We start from the raw sequence: 21,291 nt of genomic DNA on the forward strand, positions 1-21,291 counted from the left end.
CCTTGCCGGGCGAAGACCTGCGTGGTTACCTGAAAACAGGAAGGGTTTCCGGCTCAGAGACAATCCTGTTTCGCGAATACTATTTGTTTAGAGCGGTTGCCTAAGACGACATCATGACCGCGTATTTTCAGACTGCCGCCCAGACGTTCCGCGCCCTTGCCTGCGCGGCGGCGATGGCTGTTCCCCCGACCGCAGTTACGGGCCAGACCATTCCGCATCCGGGCGCCGTCAGGCTGGCGATCCAGAATGCAGACGCCCAGGCCCCCCGCGCGAAATCGGTGGTCGAGTTGCAGGGGCTTCGTGCCTCGCAGACCGCCCTGTCGCGCGATGGCACCCGGGTCCGGCTGACCTCGCTCAACCCCTATGCCAATGGCTGGTTCCTGCTGGAAATCGACCGCCCCGGCCAGAGGAGCGAAGCCTATCACCTGGAAAACCCGGATCCGCTGACCCGCGATGTCGCGCTCAGCGACGATCCGGTTCCGGCCATCCTGCTGACCGAGGGCCAGACCCGGATCAAGTGCCGACCCTGGACGATGGCGACGCCCGAATTGTCCGACGCCCGCACCTCGGGTCTGCCCTTCGCGCCGATCTGCGACGGCCAGCTTTATCTGCGCAACCCGGTTTCGGGGGCGCGCACCAATCTTGAACGGACAGCCGAATTCCTGCGCGACAACGTGTGGTTCGGGGAATCCCTCGTCGGCTTCGTCAAGGACACGCTTTACAAGGACCGCTATCTCGCCAGCGGCGAGGTCCTGGCCGGCGCCGATCCCGGCGAGGTCAACCGAATGCTGGGCCGGGCTGACCTTCGCGATTTCCCGGTCATGTACACGACCATGACCTTCAGCCTTGTCGGCGCCACCCCCGAACGCATGGAGATGGGCGCCTGGTATGCCGTGCGCGGCGCGCCGGGCATCTATGCCTCGGCCCTGCAGCCGCGCATGATCAGCCCCGAAATCCTCGGGCGCCGGGGCGAGACGAACGCGCTCGACGGGGTCGAGTCTCGGGCGGATGTCTATCTCGTGGCCTTCGACATGACGAATTTCGACATCGGCTACGAAACCGGAACCGAACACCCCCGGCTCGAATGGTCCTCGCGTCCCTCGGGGGCGGGCCGAAGCTGGACCCTGCCCGGCCCGGACGGGTTCGACACCGCGCGCCCGCTGGCGACCATGGGCATGGTCAACCCCCAAGAGGCCCGCCGGATCGCAGCCACCTTTACGGGTGGGTTCAAGCGCGACCATGGTGCCTTCCGTTTCGGGCCGATGGCCGGGTTCAACAATGGCCACCACTACGGCTTTGTCGTGCAGGGGACCGTCCTCAGCAGCCTGCAGCCCGGGCTCTCGACGCTTTTCGTTCTGGATGACGGCACCGTCGGCATGAAGACCTGGACCGAGGCCGACAATGCGCTGCTGCCGCAGATCCGCTTTGCCCGGCAGAATGGCGTGCCGATCATCGAACGCGACCCCGCGACCGGAAACGGCGTGGTCGGCCCGCTGGTCCGGCAATGGGGGGCGGGCAACTGGTCAGGCTCGGCCAATGCCGATCTCCGGACGCTTCGCGCCGGGGCCTGCATGAAGACCGCGGCCGGCCGCCAGTTCCTGATCTATGGCTGGTTCTCGACCGCGACTCCCTCGGCCATGGCCCGCACCTTCCAGGCCTATGGCTGCGACTATGCCATGCTGCTGGACATGAACGCCATCGAGCACACCTACATGGCGCTTTACACGCCGGAAAAGGGCGGCGGCATCGACGCGCGCCATCTGGTCGCCGGCATGAGCCGGATCGACGAGAAAAGCCGCGACGGCCATGTCATTCCGCGCTTCATCGGCTTCCCGGACAACCGCGACTTCTTTTACCTGATGCGCAAGGAGCCGTTGCCATGACCCGCATTCTGGGCCTCCTTACGATCTGGCTGGCCCTTGCCGCGACACCCGGCACCGCGCAAAGCCTGGCTGACTCGAATGCCCAACTCTTTCGCGAACTGCAATCGGTGCGCGGCGTCAGCGGCCCGGCAATCGAGCGGATCCAGCAGATCTTTGCGCGCTCGCGGGTTCTGGGGCAGGGCAATCCGGCTATCACCCGCCACGCCATGACCCGCGAAGAGTGCAATTCCCGCGCCGGCGGCAATGCGCTGGCCGCCTATGCCGACAAGCGGTTCGAAAAGATTTGCGGCGCCAAATACATGGCTCCGCTTTACGATCCCCGGACCGAACGACCCGATGACGCGAAGGCCTGTATCGACCAGTTCGAATATCCCGATATTCCGTGCAGCTACCCGGTGGTCTGGGTGAAGGCCAAGGAGGCCGCCGAGATCTGCGCCGCCGAAGGCAAGCGGCTGTGCGACGCGCATGAATGGGAAGGCGCCTGCGCCGGTGCGCTCGAGCCGCCCGACTACCGCTTCGACCTCGCTCGCGGCCAGTCGGACTCGGGCGCCGTCAACCGGATGCGGGCCGCGCATAATGCCAGATACCAAAGCTCTGCCAGCTGGAGCTATGGCCCGGCCTTCCGCACCGGGGTCTGCGCGCAGGACAGCGTCAAAAGCCCGACCTGCCCCGGCGGCGGGTTCGGGAATTGCGGGTCGAACACCTACCCGACCGGCAGTTTCAACGGCTGCACCAGCCCGCTGAAGGTCTACGACATCAACGGCAACACGGCAGAACACATGAACCTGCCTCTGGCCCCCGACCAGATGGCCAGCGCGGGCAGCACGCGGCTTGGCGTGACCGAGATGAAGGGGTCCTGGTTCATCTGGGACAAGTATCGCGCCCATCCCGACTGGTGCCGCTGGCGCGCCCCCTTCTGGCACGGCGCGCGGGTGATGAGCCCGTCGAGCCACGAGAATTACCACCTCGGCTTCCGCTGCTGCAAGACGCTGGACTGATCGCCCCGTTCGGCCTTGGCGACTGCTGATCTCGTCACGTCTCGGCGCCTTGGGTGTCGGACGCAAGCGATGAACTTTGGAGCGCGCGACCTCCATTCCGGAACTGGATCGCCGTCGGTCAAGGCGGGCCTGGGGGCCTGGGGGCCTGCTATCCAGGCGGCGCGCCGTCAGCCGGTCGAACTGGCCGGACCGGCAGCGTCCCGGCGGGTCCATCTGCGAAGACCCAAGCCGCCTTGCGGCGCATTACGGCCGCACGGTGAAGACCACGTAGTCGGGGGCAAGACGCTCGACAACCTCGGCCGCGTCGAACACCTCGCTCAGCTCTGCAAAGGACGAGGACGAACAGACGCCCCGGATCGGCCGCCCCGTCAGGGCGCTCAGCTTCGGGCCAAGGTCTTCCTTCTGCGTGAGATAGACGAACGGCCGTCCGTTCGAGGCATAGAACGACACGGCGCCGGGCGAGAAACGGGTCTTTCTGTCCCAGCCGCAGACGACCAGCGTTTCGTCGTCCTGAAGCTGCATGCCCACGGTCGGCAGCACGGTCGATTGCGCGGCCTGATCGCGGGCCGATTGCCCGGACACCAGGATGGCGGGTTTCAGCGGCCCCAGAAGCAGCAACGACATGATCCCGGTCAAGATCCATTTCCGGCGCAACCGTGCCTGCGACTGAAAGATCCAGACCGCCACGACCGCGCAGAACAAGGGGACGAGGTTCAGGGTATAGCGCGGATAGACCGCGCCCCCGGCCAGAACGATGCTGGCGACATATCCCAGCACCACCGCCGTGAAGCCGAAAAGCCGCGGGTCGCGCAAGAGCGTCGGCAAGACGAAAAGCCCGGCGATGGCCCCGAGCCTAAGGAAGGGTTCGTCGCGGATCACGATCCCCCAGACATCGCCGAAACCGCGCATTCCGGAGGTTGCGTCGGGGGAAAACCGGCCGATCAGTTCGTTGTCGACGGCCGATCGGATGGCCGCAGATCCGTGCAACAGGATCTGCAGCAGCGGCCAGGCGGCGGCGAGGCACAGCGCCAGAAGACCCGCGACCGGAAAGATCCGGGACCTCAGGCCGGGCAAGGCCACGCCCCGAAGCCGCGCGGCCAGCGCCGCCCCGGCGACGAAGACGGCCACGGCGGCAAGGGCTCCGGGCGATTTCTGCAGGGCGCCAAGACCGACCGCCACCGCGACCCACCACCAGTTTGCGGGCTCTTTCAGGGCGCGATACGCAAAGAGCAGGGCAAGCGTGACGAAGGCGGCCGATCCGGTCTCGAGCATGCCGGACATGGCATGGGACCAGAACTCGGTCGAGCTGGCCAGCAGGATCACGGCGGCCGGCGCGGCATGGGGGTGCGCGGGCACGATGCTGCGGGCCAGCGAGGCCGTCGCGACCAGACAGACGACCGAAAAGATCCAGGACGGGATCCGGATCGCGACGGTTTCGTCGACCCCCGCGCCCAGAAAGACCGCGCCCATCCAGTATTGCAAAGGCGGCTTCTGGAAATTCGGAAGGTTCGAGGAATAGACGGTCGTCCAGTCTCCGAAGCGCAGAAAACCGTTCGTCCGGTCGAGGGTGAGAAATTCGTCGAAGCGATAGAGTTGGCCGACCGGCAGTTGCGTGAAGTAGAAAAGCGCCAGACCCGAGATCAGGATAAGGCCGAGCTTCTGCGGATCGCGGAGCCAGGAGTTCATGAAATCCTCGTCTATTGGGGTGACGTCGGGGCGGGCAAGGACGGGCACGCCGTCCGCAACGGGTCTTGCCGGGTGATGGCGGAAAAGTCCATTCCGCAGAGAGCGGAGACGGCACCAGCCCTCGGGGAGCCTGCCGGCGGAACCGGAAAAGGCGCCGAGACGGGTGCGACGGCCGGCGCCCCACATGCTACAGGCGCCCCGGCGGCCCCGACCCCGCCGCGCGCCTGCGGCCGCATCGGCGCGCAATTCCCCCGTCGTCATGCGCCTAAATCCACGACAAGCAAAAAAAACTGCCCTAACATCGGCGTCCAGAGGCCCAGATCGAGGCTTCGAGAAATAATTCTCAGGGAGTGTCACCACAATGAAACTTCGCATTCTGCTCGCCGGTTTGCTGTCCACGACGGCATTCGGCGCGGTCTCCGGCTCGGCCGAAACGCTGCGTCTCTTGACCTGGGGGTCCTATGCCCCCGATGAGCTGATCCAGAAATTCGAGGAGAGGTATCCCGACATCGATGTCGAGGTCACCTATTCCAACAACGAGGAAATGATCGCCAAGCTGCGCGCCACCGGCGGCGCGGGCTTCGATCTGGCGCAGCCGAGCCATGACCGGATCTATGCCGCGCAGCTTGAATACGGCATTTACAAGCCGCTGGACCTGTCGCAGATCGACACCCACGTCATGTCGCCGGTGCATCTGGAGGCGGTCAAGACGAACGCGACCCTCGACGGCAAGGTCTATGCCGTGCCGCATCAATGGGGCACCACCGGGCTGATGGCCGACATCACCAAGGCCCCCGACGTCAAGGGCTGGGACGATCTGTGCGACCCGGCCTATACCGGCAAGACCTCGATGCGGCTGCGGCGCACCATCCTTTTGGGAACCGCCTTCGCGATGGGCGAGGACCCCTTTGCGGCCTATTCCGACCTCGACAAGTACCAGGACCTGCTGGACCGGGTGGCCGACAAGCTGATCGCCTGCAAGCAAGTCATCAAGGCCTACTGGCAGGGCGGGGACGACCTGTCGGCGATGATGCTGTCGGGCGAGATCGTGGCCTCGGAAACCTGGGATTCGACCGCCTACAAGCTTTACGACCAGAACCAGAACATCGTGTTCATCCCGCCCGAAACCGGCGCTCTGACCTGGATCGACACTTTCGCGATCCCCGCCAAGGGCGAGGCCGACGATGCGGCCTACAAGTGGATCAACTTCGTGCTGGAGCCCGAGAACGTCACCATCATGTCGGGCAGCACCGGCGCCATCGCGGCGGTCAAGGGCGGCGCCGACCTGCTTCCCGATGACAAGAAGGCGGCGGTGAAGGCCTCCTTCACCGAAGCCGATATCGAGAACCTGAAATTCTTCGCCAACATCCCTCCGGGGGTCGAGGACATGGAAGGCAAGACGCTCGAGAAGATCAAGGCCGCGACCGGCGGCTGACGGCCGGCCGAGCGCAGGGCAGCCGGGACAGCGCGCGCCGTCCCGGTCCTTTCCCTTGTCACAACACATGACCAACAATCGGACGACCGGAACCAGATGACGACGGACGATGCCTTCGACCTCGAATGCCTGGGGATTTGCAAGGATTTCGGAGCATTCAGGGCCGTCGATGACGTCTCTTTCCGGATCCCCAGTGGCACCTTTTTCTCGATCCTCGGCCCCTCGGGCTGCGGCAAGACCACCTTGATGCGCATGATCGCGGGCTTCGAGACCCCGACGCAGGGCGACATCCTGCTGAAGGGCAGGTCGGTGCTGTCGGTACCGCCCAACCGGCGCAACGTGAAGATGGTGTTCCAGCATCTGGCCCTTTTCCCGATGATGGATGTCTACGAGAACATCGCTTATGGCCTGCGCTGCGCAGGCGCGGGCAAGGACGAGATCGCCGGGCGCGTCGCCGATGTGCTGACCCGCGTGGCCCTGCCCGACCTTGCGCGGCGGCAGATCCACCAGCTGTCTGGCGGACAGAAACAGCGGATCGCCATCGCCCGCTGCATGGCGCTGAACCCCGACGTGCTGTTGCTGGACGAACCGCTGGGCGCGCTCGACCTCAAGCTGCGCGAGGCGATGAAGATCGAGCTGAAGCTCTTGCAGCACCAGTTCGACACGACCTTCGTCTATATCACCCATGACCAGTCCGAGGCGCTGGTGATGTCGGATTATGTCGCGGTGATGAATGCCGGGCGGTTCGAACAGGTCGGCCGCCCCGAAGAGCTTTATCACGCGCCGAAGACCGCCTTCGTGGCCGGGTTCGTGGGCGACTCGAACCGCTGGAGCGGCCGCGCGCTTGAGGTCAGGGCCGACGGGATCAAGGTCGAAACCGAGGCCGGGCTGACCGTCGTCGCCACCGCCTTCGGCGACGGGGCAATTTCGGCAAGCGACGCGGTCGAGGTTTTCGTCCGCCCCGAATTCATCGCGGCGACCCGGCCCGGCCCGGATGCCGCCGCGCCCGGGCGCAACACCCATTCCGGCACCGTCGACAGCGTGCTCTTCAACGGCGCCAGCAGCCGGGTACTGGTCCGCAGCCCCGGCGGCACGCTGATCGAGGCCGATATCGTCGTGACCGGCGGCGGCTCTGACCTGCGCGAAGGCGATCCGGTCCGGTTGGACTGGCCCTCGGCCCAGACCATGTGTTTCGCGGCGGGAGGCGTCCGATGACACGGGACGCCAAACGCCTGTCGCTGATCCTGCTTTTCGCACCCTTCGCGCTGTGGATCCTGCTGCTGATCGTGCTGCCCCATATCGGCATGGTGGCGCTGTCGCTGCGCGAAAAGGTGGCGCCCAGGGTCTACGAGTTCGGGTTCGGCAACTACATCGACTTCCTGAACGAGCCGATCTACTGGAACACGCTGCTGCGCACCGCGTCGATGTCGCTTCTGGTGACGGCGCTGGCGCTCTTGATCGGGTTTCCCATCGCCTATTACATCGCCAAGATCGCCGGGCGGCGGGCGCGGGGGGCGCTGTTCCTGATGTGCCTGATCCCGCTTTGGGTCAGCGACCTGATCCGCGCCTTCGGCTGGATCCTGCTGTTGCGGCAAACGGGCGTGATTTCCAGCCTGCTGGTCTGGTCGGGGATGACCGACGAGGGCATCGAGTTTCTTTACAACGACGCCGCGGTGATCGTCGGGCTGGTCTATACGGTGATCCTGTTCATGATCGTGCCGCTGGTCTCGACCCTCGACGGGATGGGCGACGACATGATCGAGGCGGGCTACAATCTGGGCGGCGGCCATCTGACGGTGCTGCGACGCATCATCATCCCCTATGCGATGCCGGGCATCGTCGCGGGCTGCATCGTGACCTTCATGCTGACCGCGGGCAGCTACCTGACCCCGATCCTTCTGGGCGGCAAGAATTCCAGCTGGTTCACCGAGCAGATCTACAACCAGTTCATCACCCGCTTCAACTGGGAGTCGGGCGCGGCCTTCGGCTTCCTGCTGCTGGCCTTCACCTCGATCACGGTCTGGCTGGGGCTGAGGCTCAGCGGACAGTCGCTGGCCAATACCGTGGCGCGGACCTGAGGGGGCGGGGATGGCACATGCGCAGACCAACCGGGCGCTGATGGCGGGCTACAAGGCCTATGTCGCCGCCTTCTTCATCTTCCTCGCGGCGCCGCTGATCGCGGCGGGCAGCTTCGCCTTCAACGACTCGCTCTTTCCGGCGCTGCCCTGGCAGGGCTTCACTCTGGACTGGTTCTTCAACGACACCGAGCCCAAGCTTGGCATGTTCCACGACCGGCGGCTCCTGAGCGGGCTTTACTATTCCTTCGTGATCGCGGTGATGGTCGCGGCGCTGTCGGTCGCGGTCGGCACCACCAACGCGTTTCTCTTCGTGCGGCGCGAATTTCCCTTCAAGACCTTCTTCTACATCGTGATGATCGTGCCCCTGGTGATCCCCGGCGTGATCCTCGGGATCTCGATCCTGGTGCTGGCCAGCAATGTCGCCAATGCCGTCTACGACCGGTTCGGGGTCGAAATCAGCCTGCTGCGGCCCGGCATCTTCCTGGTCGTGCTGGGCCAGTTCTCGTTCATCACCACGATCACCTCGCTCGTCATCACCGCCCGGCTGAAGAAATTCGACCTCTCGCTGGAAGAAGCGGCCTTCAACCTCGGCGCCAGCCGGGCCCGGGTGCTCTGGACCATCACCCTGCCCTATCTGCGGCCCGCGATGATCGCCTCGGCGATCGTGGCCTTTCTGGTCTCGTTCGAGAATTTCAACACGACGCTCTTCCTCGTCGGGTCGGAAAGCCCGCTGACCATCACCATGTACGACCGCATGGCCAAGGTCGGCTCGACCCCCGTGCTGAACGCGGTGTCCTTCGTGCTGATGGTGGGGTCCGGGCTTCTGGCCCTGGTTTCCGTCGCCGTCCAGCGCCCCGATCCTTCCGGACAATGACGGACATGGCAGACCCGGCCGTCTTTGCCGACGACTACAAGCCCCTGCCCTACTGGTGGGAAGCCGCCCCGCCCGAGACCGGGTCTGACCCGCTGCACGCCGAGGCCGACATCGCCGTGGTGGGGTCGGGCTATACCGGCCTTCACGCTGCGCTTCAGACCGCGCGGGCGGGGCTTTCGACCGTGGTGATCGAGGCCGAGACGCCCGGCTGGGGCTGCAGCACCCGGAATGGCGGGCAGATCTCGACCTGCATCAAGCCCTCTTTCGCGACGCTCTCTGCCCGCTACGGCCCGGACCTGGCGGCCGCGATCCTGCGCGACGGCCAGGCCTCGCTGGACCATATCGAACGCGTCATTGCCGACGAGGGGCTGGAGACCGGGTTTCAACGTGTTGGGCGATTCCACGGCGCCCATCTACCACAATGCTATGACAGCCTCGCCCGCGACATCGCCGCGCCGAACCCCGCCTACGAGACCGGCGCCTACATGGTCCCGCGGGACGCCATGCAGGCCGAACTGGGCACCCGCGCCTATTGGGGCGGCGCGGTCTTCCCTCGCCATGCCAGCATCGATCCCGGCCGGTATCACGCCGCATTGCTGCGCCTTTGCCGGGCGGCGGGCGTGCAGATCGTCTCGCGCGCGAGCGACTGTCGCCTGGCTTTCGGCTGCGCACCGCCAAGGGCGCGCTGAAGGCGGGCAAGGTGATCCTCGCCACCAACGGCTATAGCGGCCCGGTCTCGCCCTGGCACCGGCGGCGGGTGATCCCCATCGGGTCCTACGTGATCGCCACCGAGCCGGTCCCGAAGACGGTGATGGACCGGCTGTTCCCGACCGACCGGATCCTCTCGGACACGCGCAAGCTTGTCTATTATTACCGCCCCTCGCCCGACCGGACCCGGGTGCTGTTCGGCGGCCGGATGTCGCTGCGGGAATCCGACCCCGACCGCACCGGCCCGGTCCTGCTGCGCGAGCTGGTCCGCCTCTTCCCGGAACTCGACGGCACGCGGATCAGCCATTCCTGGGTGGGCACCGTGGCCTTCAGCTTCGACACGCTGATGCATGCGGGCGAGGACGATGGCCTCTTTCACGCGATGGGCTATTGCGGCTCGGGCGTGGGCATGGCCGGATATCTCGGGATGAAGATCGGCCGCCGCGCCGCCGGGCTCGAAGATGCCGAAACGGCCTTCGACCGCCTGCCTTACCCGACACGGCCCTTCTATACCGGCACGCCCTGGTTTCTGGCGCCTTCGGTGCTGGTCTACCGGGTCCGGGATCGGTTCGGCTGGTAGCGGGTCGCGGGCCCGGCGGGCGATGCCCGACTTCGGACCCGCTCAGGCATCAGTCGATCCGCACGCCCTGACGTTTGAGCTCGCCCTGCACCGCCGTCAGGTCGACCTCGCCCACGTCCCGGTTCGATTTCACGGCCCGGGCCGCGGCGACGCCCGCGCCCTGCCCCACGACCGCGCAGCAGGACATGTTGCGCGTCGCGGCATGGGCGATCCGGTCGCCGCCCGTCGAACGCCCGGCCACCAGCAGACCCTTGACCTTCTTCGGCAGCATCGAGCGATAGGGCAGCTGCATGTAGCGCCCGGTGGTCGGCAGGATGAGGATGCCGTAGCCGTCGATGAATTCGGGGTAGATGCCGATCGAATCCTCGAACCGGCCCTGTTCGCGCACATCGGTTTCCGTCATGTTATAGGCCGCGTCGATCTTGCGCGTGTCGCGGATGCCGATGGTCATGCCGAAATTGCGCAGCCGCGCGCCCTCGCAGCCCGGCATGAACCGCCTCAGCGCCTCGATCGCCAGCATCGTCTGGCGCCGCCCCTCGATCTCGCCCTTGGTCAGACTGTCGGGGTCGGTCCCGTCGACCGCGTCGAGATGGACGAGGTTCATGTAGGTCAGCTCGCCGGTATCGTGAAGCGCGCCCCAGGTCCCGGCGATGGTGTTCAGATGGGCCGGGATCAGCCCCTCCTGAATGGCCCGCTCGAACGGCTTCTTGATGAAGGGCGAGAACATGTCGTCCTCCTTGCCCGAGGTCTCGATGGTCCATTCGCCGCCGCCGCCCCAGTCGCGATAGGTCTGCGGATCGGCCTTGATGCCCTCCATGAAGGCGGTCTTGTCGACCCCCGCGAGGTGGAACATCACCGAAGCCGCCATCATGGTTTCGCGCGGGGTCATGCGGGTCGGGGCACCGGCCCGGTGGGCCACGTCGGCATCGCCCGTGGCATCGATCACCATCTTGCCCAGGATCGCCTCGCGCCCGGCCTTCGATTCCGTGATGATGCCGACGATCCGGTCGCCATCCATCACCGGGGCGACGAACTGGCGGTGCAGCATCGGGTGGATGCCCGCCTCCTCGACCAGCCGGTCGGCCACCAGCTTGAACCCCTCGCTGTCCAGCTCATAGCTCAGCGACTGGCTTTCGGGCACCGCGGCGCCCATGTCCTTGGCGCGATCCTCGAATTCGCGGCCGATCCCGCCGGCCTCGATGGTGGCCTCGTGCCGGTACCAGGCGAAGCCCTCGACCCCGACGGCGGTGATGTTGCCGCCGAAACAGCCGAACCGTTCGACCAGCGCCACGTCCACCCCCGCCCGCGCGGCGGCCAGCGCGGCCGCCAGACCGCCGGGACCCGAGCCGACGACGATCACATCGGTTTCGAAGACGACGTCAACCTGCCGGGCCGGTTCCGAAATCTGACGCATTCCTGAGGCTCCTCACACTGTCGGCCAGGTCGGTGTTTCGGCCGCCACAGTAGGGGCCGCAGCAACCTTTGGCTGCATGGTCGCACCGCCCGGCAAACCCGGTGAGCGCAGCGTTTCCCCGGCGCCCTTCGATGCCCGCGCGCAGCAAAGGCCCGGCGCGCCGTGCCAGAATTCTCGCAGTCGATCAGAGCGCGAAGGGGAACCGGGCGCAGTTCGAGACGCCGCTTGCGAAGCCCGACTGGCGCGGTGTGAAGGCGATCGCGGCACGGCGGCCCTCCGCAGCGGAAGGCCTCACGGCCCGGTTTCGGCGGCGGCACGACAGTACGGTCTATGCTGCCAGCATGACCGCCATCCCCGAGGACCGGCGCGCAGCCATTGCTGCGCAGTTGCATGCGCATCTCGACCTCCGGGACGAGACGGCGGGCCTTGCCGTGCCCGCCAGTCTCCGCGCGTCACTCGCGCGATGGATGGTGGGCGGACGGATCGGCTTTGGGATATTGCGGATCTTGAAGCACTCAAACGGGTATCGAGGGCGCGCGCTCGATACCCGTTTCGCCAAGTCGTACGTTCCCCGCAGCGTTCGTCCCGCCCGGCATCGATCAGGCCGTCAACGTCGGCCTCCATGATCAGCGGCAGACCGGCCCGGGCCATGGCGCGAAGGAAATCGCCTTGGCCGTGCTTGGCCAGAAGCCCGGACCGATCCATGTTGGTCGTGGTTATCGGGGGTTCCATGTGAACCCTGGTTGAAGCCGCCAAACTCCACCTCGATCATACACCTCGGTGATCCGCCGGGGGCACACCGGCAACGGCGCAGAAATTACACCACGTCCTCGGACACTAACCCGCTTGCGATGCACAGACCGGGCGAGCGGCTGGGCCGCATACTCAACAGGGAGTCCTGCTTGCGCGGTTGCGTGCTTCATTTCCTCATGGAAAAGGAGGGGAGATCATGGCGGATACGACCTGAGCGATGAGGACTGGCGGCTGGTCGAGCCCTTGCTGCCGCGGCCGGACAAGGGCAAGCGCCGGGGTGGTGAACGGCATCTACCACGTCGTCCGGACGGGCGCTCGGTGGCGGGATCTGCCCAAGCGCCATGGCCCTTGCACCACGGTCTCCAACCGCTTCGACCTCTGGTCCAAACGGGGTGTCTGGCAGAATGTAGTCGAGGAACCGGCGCGCCGCGCGCCGCAGTCGATGCCGTTGATCGAAAGTTCCATCATCCGCGGCTCACCGGCACGCCGCCGGGGGCAAAAAGCGGGCTCGGATCATGCCATCGGCCATTCTCGTGGCGGATTGACGACCAGGATCCATGCGGTGGTGGATCAGGACGGGCCGCCGGTGAGGCTGCTGCTCACGGCCGGGCAAGCCTCCGACAAGACGGTGGCGACCCTGCTGCTCGGCGCGCTGCCACCGGCGCAGGTGGTCGCGGATCGCGGCCATGACAGCATGGCGCTCGTCGGATTTATCACCGAATGCGGCGGCGAGGCGCATATCCCGACCCAGAGCCGGATGCGTCTGCAACGCTGCGTGGGCCGGGACCTCTACGGCAAACGCAACCTTGTCGAGAGAGTCTTCTGCCGTCTCGAACAGTTCCGCCGCACTGCCACATGCGTCGACAAACACGCCGACACCTTCCTCGCCGCCGTCGCTCTAGCCTCAACACGCATCTGGATCAGGACGATTGAGTCCGCACCCTAGGCGTTCCGCGCCGCGTCCAAAGGCAGGAGCTCGGACATCTGCGGCAGCGCCTCAAGCGCCGCATCGAACACGTCGAGACCTGCCCCCGATCCGGCGGCACCTTCGGACAGCAGACGCCGCCAGGTCCGCGCCCCGGGGCGTCCCGCGAAAAGCCCCAGCATGTGGCGGGTGATGGCGTGCAACCGGCCTCCGGCTTCCAGGTGGCGCGCGATATAGGGGCGCATCTCTTCGGCCACCTGCCGTGCGGTCTTGCGTCCCGGCAGACCAAAGATCTCTTCGTCCGCGCCGAGCAGGATCGCGGCGGGGTCGTGATAGGCGGCGCGCCCGATCATCGCCCCGTCGAGCCCGTCTTTCAGAAAGCCCCTGACCTCGGCCAGCGAGCCGATCCCGCCATTGACCGACAGGTGCAACGCCGGGAACGCCCGCTTCATCTCGCGCACGAGATCGTAGTCGAGCGGCGGGACATCGCGGTTTTCCTTCGGGCTGAGCCCCTGCAACCATGCCTTTCGCGCGTGAATGGTGAAGCGCGTCACCCCGGCGGCCGAGATCGTCTGAAGAAAGGCCGGCAGCACCTCCTGCGGGTTCTGATCGTCGACGCCGATCCGGCATTTGACCGTGACCTCGACCGTTGCTGCCGCCCGCATCGCAGCAACGCACTCGGCGACAAGGCCGGGGGTCTTCATCAGGACGGCGCCAAACGCGCCCGATTGCACCTTGTCCGAGGGGCAGCCGACATTGAGGTTCACCTCGTCATATCCGGCCTCGCAGCAGAGCCGCGTGGCCTGGGCCAGTTCCGCTGGGTCCGACCCGCCCAGTTGAACGGCCACCGGGTGTTCCTCTGGGGCATGGTCCAGCAGATGAAGCGCGCCCCCCCGGACCAGAGCCGGCGCGGTCACCATTTCGGTATAAAGCAGGACCGAGGAGCACATCAGACGGTGGAAATAGCGGCAATGCCGGTCGGTCCAGTCCATCATGGGTGCAACGGACAGGCGCGAGGCCGTCGAAATCGAGATTTTTTTATTATTTACAGACACTTAAGGCAACCTTCAGTACATCTCGCTCACGCTCATTATGGACCAAATTCGTCGATTTTGACACGGGGCTTGGTCCCGCGGACCAAATCCAGTTCCGTGGACCAAATGGGGAGACCGTCATGGGCTCGATCACCACACGCAAGCGCAAGGATGGAAGTCACAGTTACAGGGCACGTGTACGAGTGATGCGCGAGGGAACCGTCTATCACGAGACGAAGACTTTTGACAGACGCCCAGTTGCGACCACTTGGATAATGGAGCGCGATAAAGATCTAGCAAAGCCTGGTGCCTTGGAGGAGCTGAACGTATCTGACCCTCCGCTATCAAAAGCGATCGAGCGCTACACCGAAGAAACGGTGAAGGACATCGGTCGCACAAAGGCCCAGATCCTCAGGACCATCGCCACCTACCCGATCGCCGATCTGCCCTGCTCCACCATCAAGTCGAAGGATATCATCGAGTTCCTTCGGTCTCTGCCCGGACAACCGCAAACCGTCGGGAACTACGCCAGCCATCTCGCCTCCATATTCGCCATAGCACGGCCGATGTGGGACTTTTGGCTGGATGATCGGGAGATGAGAGACGCGATCACCGTCGCGCGCCGTATAGGGATCATCTCGCGTTCCGCGCAGCGGAACCGCAGGCCCACCCTCGATGAACTCGACCGGCTGCTGGCTCATTTCATTGATCGGCGCCAGAGAACGCCTCAGGCCATGCCCATGCACAAGGTGATCGTGTTCGCTCTCTTCTCGACGCGCCGACAGGCAGAGATCACCCGATCTCACCTGGGATGATTTCCAGAAGGAACACAAACGCGTTCTGGTCCGTGACATGAAGCATCCCGGCGAGAAGCTCGGAAACGATACCTGGGTCGATCTGCCCGAGGAGGCCATTCGGATCATCGACAGCATGTCCGGGCATATAGGTGAGATTTTCCCCTACTCACCGGACGCAATCACGGCCAACTTCACCCGCGCTTGCAAGCTGCTCGGGATCGAAGATCTGCACTTCCACGATCTGCGCCACGAAGGCATTTCGCGGCTGTTTGAAATGGGCTGGAACATTCGTCATGTCGCAGATGTCAGCGGACACAGGTCTTGGGTTAGCCTGAAACGCTATACGCACATCCGCGAAACCGGTGACAAATATGCAAACTGGCCGGGCTTGCAGCTCGCAATCGGCAACACGTGATGCGTCAGTACATCAATCTCATCGAAAGGACCCGCGCATCACCCTAAGTTCTGCCAAGTACAGACATCAACTTTCATAGCCGCTGAATGCTGTGATACAGGCAGGTTAGCGATATGCCGTCCATCCTATTGGCACCCTATTCATCCATGAACTTTCGCTGGTAGCGCTCCTCCGGCGAAACCCACGGCTCGATGAATGATAGCGGATCGAGTTCGCCCAGCATCGAACGCGCCAAACGCAGCCGGGATTCCAGATGCACGCGCCGCTCTCCGTCCGTCATCTGCATACGCTTTTCGGCCTCGACGAAAAACATCTCGACGGAGAGCGCCCTGGTCCAATCCGCCATGATATCCGAAAGCTGTTGAAGGCTCTCGGACCGAGCCTTCAAGCTTGCGGGTCACTTCGCCGAACGCCCTATCAAGGGAGCGCTTACTGGTCTCCTGCCATGAAAGCTGCCACTCTACTCCGGGGTGCGGAGAATAGGCGAGCAAGCGAAAGCGTCCGCAAGGCAGGTCCTGTTCTGTCGTCCAACTGTGTGATGGCAAAATCGACCGCCCCTGTCTTCGATCGAGCGTGCTCGCACGAACGCACTTCCCATTCTGGTAACGCATAGTCGCTCGCTCGGTCATCTCCGTCAGAACGAGCCCGATCGGGATGGCGCCGAGGTACGCAATTGTGGGTCGGAGCGGCGACCAGATGGTACCATGCCCATACTGACCACACTTCCTGTCATGGTGGACGGTCTCCCGCTCTTCGATCTTTGCGCGCTGCAACTTCTGATCCGGAGGGGCGAACCGTATGGGATACCCCTTCTTTCCAAACACCAGATAGAGAGCATTGGCGAGGTCGAGCGCTCGCTCCAGAGACGCGGCGGATGTAACGATGTCAGGAAGGAGTTGTTTGTACGGGCGCAAGAATTCGTTGGCATCAATCTTGCGGGTCTTGAGAAACTGGCTCTTCGTCCCACGCAGCAGGGCATTCACTGCGGGCCTTGCCGCACCCCGGCCAGCTTTCTGCGGCTCTTCACCGCGCGCTTCGCTCGCGGGACGTGCGAGAGGCCTGTTCTTGCTCCAGATCTGTTGATCTCCGGGCTGGGCCTCGGGCAGTTGCGGTCGGCGGGGAGCCCTGCCAACAGCCTTCTTTTGCCAGTATCCAACCGGGGGCCTGGGAACGCGCAGCACCGTGCACACTCGAGCCAGGTACGACCCTGAGACGGCACACTTCTCGGCCAAATTAAGGATCGGCGTTTCCCAAACCTCTTCGAAGAGCTGTTCCCGAGAAACCTTAAATCGGTCTTCTGCTCTGCTCAACGGGGGTGGCTTGCTGGTCATTCTAGTTCGCTTCCGGGCGGACGCGAGCTCAGCCCGCACCTCGCATTCGGACCTTTCGGCTCCTTCTAAGCGAATGAACCGCGGAAGCGCCACCCAATGAGACCGCGTCCCTTGCATGGCGGCACGTGACAAGCGTGGATTCTGCTCATGCCGAGTTGAGAAGCTCTCAATCGCCCTGCCCGTCCAGAACGCGGAGCATGTATTCGTGTGAACTGGGAAGGTCGCAAATGGAGTTTACCACAATAGGAGCCCTGGCGCTCTACGCCTTTGTCATGTCGATCACCCCGGGGCCAAACAACATGCCTCTCGCGAACGCGGGGCTGGTGTTTGGCTTTCGGAGCACCATACCGCAGATCGTTGGCATTCCGACCGGTGTGATCTCCCAGATCCTGCTCGTGGCCGCCGGTCTCAGCAGCCTTTTCGCACAGTTTCCCAGTATCCAGTTGGCACTCAAGGTGGCTGGGACGTTCTATCTGCTCTGGCTCGCCCTGAAGCTTTGGAAAGCAGATGCGCTGGCGCAATCACCTAATGCCACCCCGATCTCGTTTTCTCAGGCGCTGCTGTTCCAGTTCATCAATCCGAAATCTTGGCTGATCGCGTTCACCGCCGTGTCGGCATTTCTGCAGCCCGAAAAGGCGGTTCTTCCCCAATTGCTGATCATTTGCTTCGCCTTCGCATTGATCGGCACCCCATGCATGGCCGTTTGGTCTGCCATGGGATCCGCCCTGCGACACCACCTCTCGAGCTTGGCCAGCCTCAGGCGCGCAAACCGAACCCTCGCGGCGCTCGCATCGGCGAAGTGCATCATGTTCTGGCTCTGAAGGTGGACAAGGCACGCCAAGCGCATTCGATGCCTGATCTGGTGATCTGGCTGTCATATTTTCGGCTTGCCGGGTTCTGGCTAATGGTCGGGCTCCTCCTCGTTCCAGCTCTCGCGGTGGCGATGTCTCTTATGCAGGAGCCCGGCTTCGAAGGCAGGGCATCCTCATGAACGCCATAGATCCCGAGGCGATCATCCCATGGAGAGATATCGACGTCAGAGCAAGTTGGCACGTTCTCGGGGGCTGGCGGACGATCCTGACCTTCCGATGTGTCGGCCGACCTCCGAAAGAGGGAAGACGTGTCGGACCCGCTGATCTTCACGAATTGCGACTTCCCAGCATTGCAACCAAAGGCTGCCTGAGCCTGCAGAGGCTTGCCAGGTCCTACAAGAAGGCGACGATGACAGAAGAGCCGCAAAGCCCACCTTAACTGTCGACGGGCGGCGCAGCATGAATTATCTATAATCCATGAAACACGCCCCTGAAGAGACTCAGTCCGCGCGCATCGCCCGCGTCCTTGCCGACCGTATCATCTCGGGCGAGATTCCGCCCGGCGCGCGCCTCCGGCAGGACCATGTCGCCGCCGAGTTCGGCGCGAGCCATGTCCCGGTCCGTGAGGCCTTCCGCGAGTTGCAGACCCAGGGTCTGGCAGAGAGCGAACCGAGGCGCGGCTTTCGCGTCACCGAATTCGACGTGGCCGAACTGCGCGAGGTGGCCGAGATGCGCTCCAGCCTCGAAAGCCTCGCCCTGCGCCACGCCGCGCCCAATATGACACGCGCCATTCTACAGGAAGCAGAAGAGGTTACACGCCACGGCGACAGTGCCAGTACCGTCCGTGACTGGGAGGCGGCAAACCGCCATTTTCACCGGCTCATCCTGTCCCCCTGCCGGATGCCCCGTCTCCTGCGAACCATCGACGACCTGCAGGCCGCCAGTGCGCGGTTCCTCTTCGCCGCATGGCGGCGCGACTGGGAGGCACGGACCGATCACGACCACCGCGCCATTCTCGACGCGCTGCGCAAGGGGCAGACCGACCTCGCTTGTGCCACGCTCGCGCGCCATGTCGGCTGGATCGGCAAGCGCAAGACTGCGGTGAAAAATGCTGATGCACGAGAAACTTACGAGATTCCCGGATAATTATCTATAAACTGTATTGCAAGGACCACGCATTGCCTTCGTAATTATAGATAGACTTGATGCCTATCTTCGGAGGACAGACCCATGGCATTTCTCACCCCCGCTCTGACCCGTCCCGCAGCGCTCGGACGCGGATTTGCGCTGGCGCTCGGCGGCGCGGCTTTGATCACGCTGGGCGCCAAGGTCCAGATCCCGTTCTGGCCGGTGCCGATGACGCTGCACACCCTGGCTGTGTTCTTCCTCGCCGCCACGCTCGGGCCGAGGATCGGCTTTGCGGGAATGGCGGCCTATCTGGCGGCGGGCGCCCTGGGAATTCCGGTCTTCTCGGGCACGCCGGAACGCGGAATCGGGCTGGCTTATATGGTCGGGCCGACCGGCGGCTATCTGGCGGGCTACCTGCTGGGGGCGGGCCTGACCGGCTGGCTCGCGCAGGGGCGCGGGTTGATCGGCTGCTTCCTGGCGATGCTGGCGGGCCTCGCCGTGGTCTATGCCCTCGGCCTCGCGTGGCTGGCGCTCTATGTCCCGGCCCAGGGACTGCTGGCCGCGGGTCTCACGCCCTTCCTGCTCGGCGATCTGGTCAAGCTGGCTTTGGCTTCGGGCCTCATCGCGGCCATCGCCCGCCTCCGGACCCGCGCGGCATGATCCGCAGCGACTGGACCATGGCGGAGGCCAGGGCGATCCACGCCCTGCCCTTCGCCGACCTAATGCATCGGGCCCAGACGCTCCACCGCGCGCATTTCGACCCCAATGCGATCGAAACCGCGAGCCTGCTCAGCATCAAGACCGGCGGCTGCCCCGAGGACTGCGGCTATTGCTCGCAATCGGCCCATCACGAGACCGGGGTGAAGGCCACCAAGCTGATGGGAACCGAGGAGGTTCTGGCCGCCGCACAGCGCGCCAAGGCCTCGGGCGCGCAAAGGTTCTGCATGGGGGCCGCCTGGCGCAGCCCCAAGGACCGCGACATGGACAAGCTCTGCGACATGGTGCGGGGCGTGTCCGAGCTGGGGCTGGAAACCTGCATGACGCTGGGGATGCTGTCGCCCGAACAGGTCGCGCGGCTGAAGGCGGCGGGCCTCGACTTCTACAGCCACAACATCGACACCTCGCCCGCGTATTACGCGCAGATCGCCAGCACCCGGACGATGGAGGACCGCCTCGACACAGTCGAGCAGGTGCGCAAGGGCGGTATCAAGGTCTGCTGCGGCGGCATCTTGGGCATGGGCGAGGCCGAAGAGGACCGCATCGCCATATTGGTGACGCTAGCGACGCTCCCCGCGCATCCCGACAGCGTGCCGGTGAACCTGTGGAACGAGATCGAGGGCGTGCCGGTGCAGGCGCGCGCCCGGGCCGTCGATCCCTTCGCGCTGGTGCGCATCGTGGCGCTGGCCCGCATCCTGATGCCAGCCTCGGTCGTGCGCCTGTCGGCAGGGCGCACGGGGATGAGCGACGAGTTGCAGGCGCTGTGCTTTCTTGCCGGGGCGAACTCGATCTTCGTGGGCGACCAGTTGCTGACCACCGGCAACCCGGCGGCGTGGAAGGATCAGGACCTGCTGACCCGGCTGGGGATGCACATCGCCCCCGCGCAGGCCCGGCCCCGGGTCGCGGCGGAATAAGCTCAGCCCGGAACGCTTCGGGCGAGGATCTCCACCGCCCGGGCGATCTGCCCTTCGTCCAGCGCCGCATAGCCCAGCCGGAAGGCCTGCGGCTGCGGGCCCTCCAGCGCAAAGCGCGTACCCGGCAGCAGGGCCAGCCCCGCCTGCCCCGCAGCTTTGGCCCAAGCCTCGGCCGACACCCCCTCGTAACGCAGCCACAGCGCCAACCCTCCGGCGGGCAAGTCGAATGTCGCCCGCCCGGCGAGGTGTTCGCCCAGCAGCGCCGCCAGCAGATCCCGCCGCGCCTTGCGGGCGTGACGGCCGAGATCGCCATCGCGGATCATCTCCGCCAGCGCCGCCTTCAGTGGCGCGTCGCCCTGCCGGTCGATGGCGGCGCGCGCCTCGGCCATCCGCCGCAGCAGTGGCTCGGGCGCCAGCGCATAGCCCAACCGGATGCCCGGCGAGAGCAGCTTCGCCAGCGAGCCCACATATATCAGCGGTAAGCCCTCGGGCGCACGGGCGGCCAGCGGCAGCACGGGGCGGGGCGCTGTTGCGCAAATCAGCTGACGACCGCAGTTCCCCTTTCCCCGGACACACTTATCCCATGGCCACGGTGAGCGGGATGCCGAGCGCCGTGAAGCGGTTGAGGACCGCCGCCCGGATCTGGACTTCGGCAACCTGGCGGTCGAAGTCCCGTGACATCAGCCTCTGGCCGAGCAGTTTCACGCAGTTCGTTTTCGTTTCGACCCTGCTCCGGCGGTGGGACCCGCTCCAGTTCCGCCAGAGTGCCCGGCCGAGGGGCTTCGATGCTCGCAGGATCTCGTTTCGTG

20 protein-coding genes and 2 pseudogenes are annotated in these 21,291 nt (G+C 65.0%); 15 read left to right on the forward strand and 7 right to left on the reverse strand.

Annotated elements, in window-relative coordinates; all coding sequences use genetic code 11:
• The first annotated feature begins 113 nt into the window (after nucleotides 1-113).
• A complete protein-coding gene (locus BYZ73_RS18495; RefSeq protein ID WP_112317211.1) occupies nucleotides 114-1,883 on the forward strand; it encodes a hypothetical protein in 1,770 nt (589 codons plus the stop codon).
• Nucleotides 1,880-2,881 (forward strand): hypothetical protein, encoded by a 1,002-nt coding sequence (locus tag BYZ73_RS18500; protein WP_112317212.1) that lies wholly within the window; start codon nucleotides 1,880-1,882, stop codon nucleotides 2,879-2,881. Before BYZ73_RS18495 ends, BYZ73_RS18500 begins: the two co-directional genes overlap by 4 nt.
• 243 nt (nucleotides 2,882-3,124) lie before the next feature.
• On the opposite strand, the gene BYZ73_RS18505 is transcribed toward BYZ73_RS18500, so the two are convergent.
• A complete protein-coding gene (locus BYZ73_RS18505) occupies nucleotides 3,125-4,567 on the reverse strand; it encodes an ArnT family glycosyltransferase (protein WP_181498103.1) in 1,443 nt (480 codons plus the stop codon).
• Between the two features lie 361 nt (nucleotides 4,568-4,928).
• Here BYZ73_RS18505 and BYZ73_RS18510 point away from each other — a divergent pair, with 361 nt between their 5' ends.
• The 6 genes from BYZ73_RS18510 (at nucleotide 4,929) to BYZ73_RS24040 (ending at nucleotide 10,242) form a co-directional block, all read left to right on the forward strand.
• Nucleotides 4,929-6,002: an extracellular solute-binding protein gene (locus tag BYZ73_RS18510; RefSeq protein WP_112317213.1), complete on the forward strand. Its 1,074-nt coding sequence runs from the start codon at nucleotides 4,929-4,931 to the stop codon at nucleotides 6,000-6,002.
• A gap of 96 nt (nucleotides 6,003-6,098) precedes the next feature.
• Nucleotides 6,099-7,217 carry an ABC transporter ATP-binding protein gene (locus tag BYZ73_RS18515; protein WP_112317214.1) on the forward strand — a complete coding sequence of 373 codons (1,119 nt, stop codon included), beginning with the start codon at nucleotides 6,099-6,101 and terminating at the stop codon, nucleotides 7,215-7,217.
• Nucleotides 7,214-8,080 (forward strand): ABC transporter permease, encoded by an 867-nt coding sequence (locus tag BYZ73_RS18520; protein WP_112317215.1) that lies wholly within the window; start codon nucleotides 7,214-7,216, stop codon nucleotides 8,078-8,080. The genes BYZ73_RS18515 and BYZ73_RS18520 overlap by 4 nt, the downstream gene beginning before the upstream one ends.
• 10 nt (nucleotides 8,081-8,090) lie before the next feature.
• Nucleotides 8,091-8,954 (forward strand): ABC transporter permease, encoded by an 864-nt coding sequence (locus tag BYZ73_RS18525; protein WP_112317216.1) that lies wholly within the window; start codon nucleotides 8,091-8,093, stop codon nucleotides 8,952-8,954.
• A gap of 5 nt (nucleotides 8,955-8,959) precedes the next feature.
• Entirely contained in the window at nucleotides 8,960-9,643 is a 684-nt protein-coding gene (locus BYZ73_RS24035) for an NAD(P)/FAD-dependent oxidoreductase (RefSeq protein WP_281269499.1), read from the forward strand.
• Nucleotides 9,644-9,654: 11 nt separating this feature from the next.
• Nucleotides 9,655-10,242 (forward strand): NAD(P)/FAD-dependent oxidoreductase, encoded by a 588-nt coding sequence (locus BYZ73_RS24040; protein ID WP_281269500.1) that lies wholly within the window; start codon nucleotides 9,655-9,657, stop codon nucleotides 10,240-10,242.
• 49 nt (nucleotides 10,243-10,291) lie between these two features.
• Here the strand turns inward: BYZ73_RS24040 and BYZ73_RS18535 are convergent, their stop codons facing one another.
• The gene (locus BYZ73_RS18535; RefSeq protein ID WP_112317217.1) at nucleotides 10,292-11,656 is read right to left on the reverse strand and encodes an FAD-dependent oxidoreductase; all 1,365 of its coding nucleotides are present in this window, start codon (nucleotides 11,654-11,656) and stop codon (nucleotides 10,292-10,294) included.
• Nucleotides 11,657-12,136: 480 nt separating this feature from the next.
• Nucleotides 12,137-12,361: pseudogene (locus tag BYZ73_RS18540) on the reverse strand (transposase); the annotation flags it as partial.
• A gap of 265 nt (nucleotides 12,362-12,626) precedes the next feature.
• Here BYZ73_RS18540 and BYZ73_RS18545 point away from each other — a divergent pair.
• The gene (locus BYZ73_RS18545; RefSeq protein ID WP_112317218.1) at nucleotides 12,627-13,355 is read left to right on the forward strand and encodes an IS5 family transposase; all 729 of its coding nucleotides are present in this window, start codon (nucleotides 12,627-12,629) and stop codon (nucleotides 13,353-13,355) included.
• Here the strand turns inward: BYZ73_RS18545 and dusA are convergent.
• Nucleotides 13,352-14,389: a tRNA dihydrouridine(20/20a) synthase DusA gene (gene dusA, locus BYZ73_RS18550; protein ID WP_112317219.1), complete on the reverse strand. Its 1,038-nt coding sequence runs from the start codon at nucleotides 14,387-14,389 to the stop codon at nucleotides 13,352-13,354. The genes BYZ73_RS18545 and dusA overlap by 4 nt on opposite strands.
• A 119-nt stretch (nucleotides 14,390-14,508) precedes the next feature.
• On the opposite strand from dusA, the gene BYZ73_RS23890 reads away from it, so the two are divergent.
• Nucleotides 14,509-15,183, forward strand: a complete 675-nt coding sequence (locus BYZ73_RS23890) for a hypothetical protein (protein ID WP_245943227.1) — start codon at nucleotides 14,509-14,511, stop codon at nucleotides 15,181-15,183.
• Between the two features lie 37 nt (nucleotides 15,184-15,220).
• Nucleotides 15,221-15,580, forward strand: coding sequence for a tyrosine-type recombinase/integrase (locus BYZ73_RS23895; protein ID WP_245895817.1), 360 nt, complete (start codon nucleotides 15,221-15,223; stop codon nucleotides 15,578-15,580).
• Between the two features lie 136 nt (nucleotides 15,581-15,716).
• Here BYZ73_RS23895 and BYZ73_RS18560 read toward each other — a convergent pair whose 3' ends face one another.
• A complete protein-coding gene (locus BYZ73_RS18560; RefSeq protein ID WP_108028842.1) occupies nucleotides 15,717-15,926 on the reverse strand; it encodes a hypothetical protein in 210 nt (69 codons plus the stop codon).
• 1,212 nt (nucleotides 15,927-17,138) lie between these two features.
• Between BYZ73_RS18560 and BYZ73_RS18565 the strand changes: the two genes are divergently transcribed.
• From BYZ73_RS18565 to bioB, 4 genes are all read left to right on the forward strand, one after another.
• Complete coding sequence (locus BYZ73_RS18565; RefSeq protein ID WP_112317221.1) at nucleotides 17,139-17,732, forward strand: LysE family translocator; 594 nt, start codon at nucleotides 17,139-17,141, stop codon at nucleotides 17,730-17,732.
• A gap of 468 nt (nucleotides 17,733-18,200) precedes the next feature.
• Nucleotides 18,201-18,869, forward strand: a complete 669-nt coding sequence (locus BYZ73_RS18570) for a GntR family transcriptional regulator (protein ID WP_112317222.1) — start codon at nucleotides 18,201-18,203, stop codon at nucleotides 18,867-18,869.
• Between the two features lie 84 nt (nucleotides 18,870-18,953).
• Nucleotides 18,954-19,511: a biotin transporter BioY gene (locus tag BYZ73_RS18575; protein ID WP_112317223.1), complete on the forward strand. Its 558-nt coding sequence runs from the start codon at nucleotides 18,954-18,956 to the stop codon at nucleotides 19,509-19,511.
• A complete protein-coding gene (bioB, locus tag BYZ73_RS18580) occupies nucleotides 19,508-20,482 on the forward strand; it encodes a biotin synthase BioB (RefSeq protein ID WP_112317224.1) in 975 nt (324 codons plus the stop codon). Before BYZ73_RS18575 ends, bioB begins: the two co-directional genes overlap by 4 nt.
• Nucleotides 20,483-20,484: 2 nt before the next feature.
• On the opposite strand, the gene BYZ73_RS18585 is transcribed toward bioB, so the two are convergent.
• Both BYZ73_RS18585 and BYZ73_RS18590 read right to left on the reverse strand, forming a co-directional pair.
• Complete coding sequence (locus BYZ73_RS18585) at nucleotides 20,485-20,997, reverse strand: aminotransferase class I/II-fold pyridoxal phosphate-dependent enzyme (protein ID WP_245943228.1); 513 nt, start codon at nucleotides 20,995-20,997, stop codon at nucleotides 20,485-20,487.
• A 61-nt stretch (nucleotides 20,998-21,058) separates the two neighbouring features.
• Nucleotides 21,059-21,291 (reverse strand): annotated as a pseudogene (locus BYZ73_RS18590) (IS5/IS1182 family transposase); the annotation flags it as partial.

Source organism: Rhodovulum viride (assembly GCF_003265965.1).
GTDB lineage: Bacteria > Pseudomonadota > Alphaproteobacteria > Rhodobacterales > Rhodobacteraceae > Rhodovulum > Rhodovulum kholense.

What these genes read in the sequence shown, in the direction of transcription:
- BYZ73_RS18495 (WP_112317211.1), top strand. Translation starts at nt 114, where the DNA reads ATGACCGCGTATTTTCAGACTGCCGCCCAGACGTTCCGCGCCCTTGCC.
- BYZ73_RS18500 (WP_112317212.1), top strand. Translation starts at nt 1,880, where the DNA reads ATGACCCGCATTCTGGGCCTCCTTACGATCTGGCTGGCCCTTGCCGCG.
- BYZ73_RS18505 (WP_181498103.1), bottom strand. Translation starts at nt 4,567, where the DNA reads ATGAACTCCTGGCTCCGCGATCCGCAGAAGCTCGGCCTTATCCTGATC.
- BYZ73_RS18510 (WP_112317213.1), top strand. Translation starts at nt 4,929, where the DNA reads ATGAAACTTCGCATTCTGCTCGCCGGTTTGCTGTCCACGACGGCATTC.
- BYZ73_RS18515 (WP_112317214.1), top strand. Translation starts at nt 6,099, where the DNA reads ATGACGACGGACGATGCCTTCGACCTCGAATGCCTGGGGATTTGCAAG.
- BYZ73_RS18520 (WP_112317215.1), top strand. Translation starts at nt 7,214, where the DNA reads ATGACACGGGACGCCAAACGCCTGTCGCTGATCCTGCTTTTCGCACCC.
- BYZ73_RS18525 (WP_112317216.1), top strand. Translation starts at nt 8,091, where the DNA reads ATGGCACATGCGCAGACCAACCGGGCGCTGATGGCGGGCTACAAGGCC.
- BYZ73_RS24035 (WP_281269499.1), top strand. Translation starts at nt 8,960, where the DNA reads ATGGCAGACCCGGCCGTCTTTGCCGACGACTACAAGCCCCTGCCCTAC.
- BYZ73_RS18535 (WP_112317217.1), bottom strand. Translation starts at nt 11,656, where the DNA reads ATGCGTCAGATTTCGGAACCGGCCCGGCAGGTTGACGTCGTCTTCGAA.
- BYZ73_RS18545 (WP_112317218.1), top strand. Translation starts at nt 12,627, where the DNA reads ATGAGGACTGGCGGCTGGTCGAGCCCTTGCTGCCGCGGCCGGACAAGG.
- BYZ73_RS23890 (WP_245943227.1), top strand. Translation starts at nt 14,509, where the DNA reads ATGGGCTCGATCACCACACGCAAGCGCAAGGATGGAAGTCACAGTTAC.
- BYZ73_RS23895 (WP_245895817.1), top strand. Translation starts at nt 15,221, where the DNA reads ATGAAGCATCCCGGCGAGAAGCTCGGAAACGATACCTGGGTCGATCTG.
- BYZ73_RS18560 (WP_108028842.1), bottom strand. Translation starts at nt 15,926, where the DNA reads ATGGCGGATTGGACCAGGGCGCTCTCCGTCGAGATGTTTTTCGTCGAG.
- BYZ73_RS18565 (WP_112317221.1), top strand. Translation starts at nt 17,139, where the DNA reads ATGGAGTTTACCACAATAGGAGCCCTGGCGCTCTACGCCTTTGTCATG.
- BYZ73_RS18570 (WP_112317222.1), top strand. Translation starts at nt 18,201, where the DNA reads ATGAAACACGCCCCTGAAGAGACTCAGTCCGCGCGCATCGCCCGCGTC.
- BYZ73_RS18575 (WP_112317223.1), top strand. Translation starts at nt 18,954, where the DNA reads ATGGCATTTCTCACCCCCGCTCTGACCCGTCCCGCAGCGCTCGGACGC.
- bioB (WP_112317224.1), top strand. Translation starts at nt 19,508, where the DNA reads ATGATCCGCAGCGACTGGACCATGGCGGAGGCCAGGGCGATCCACGCC.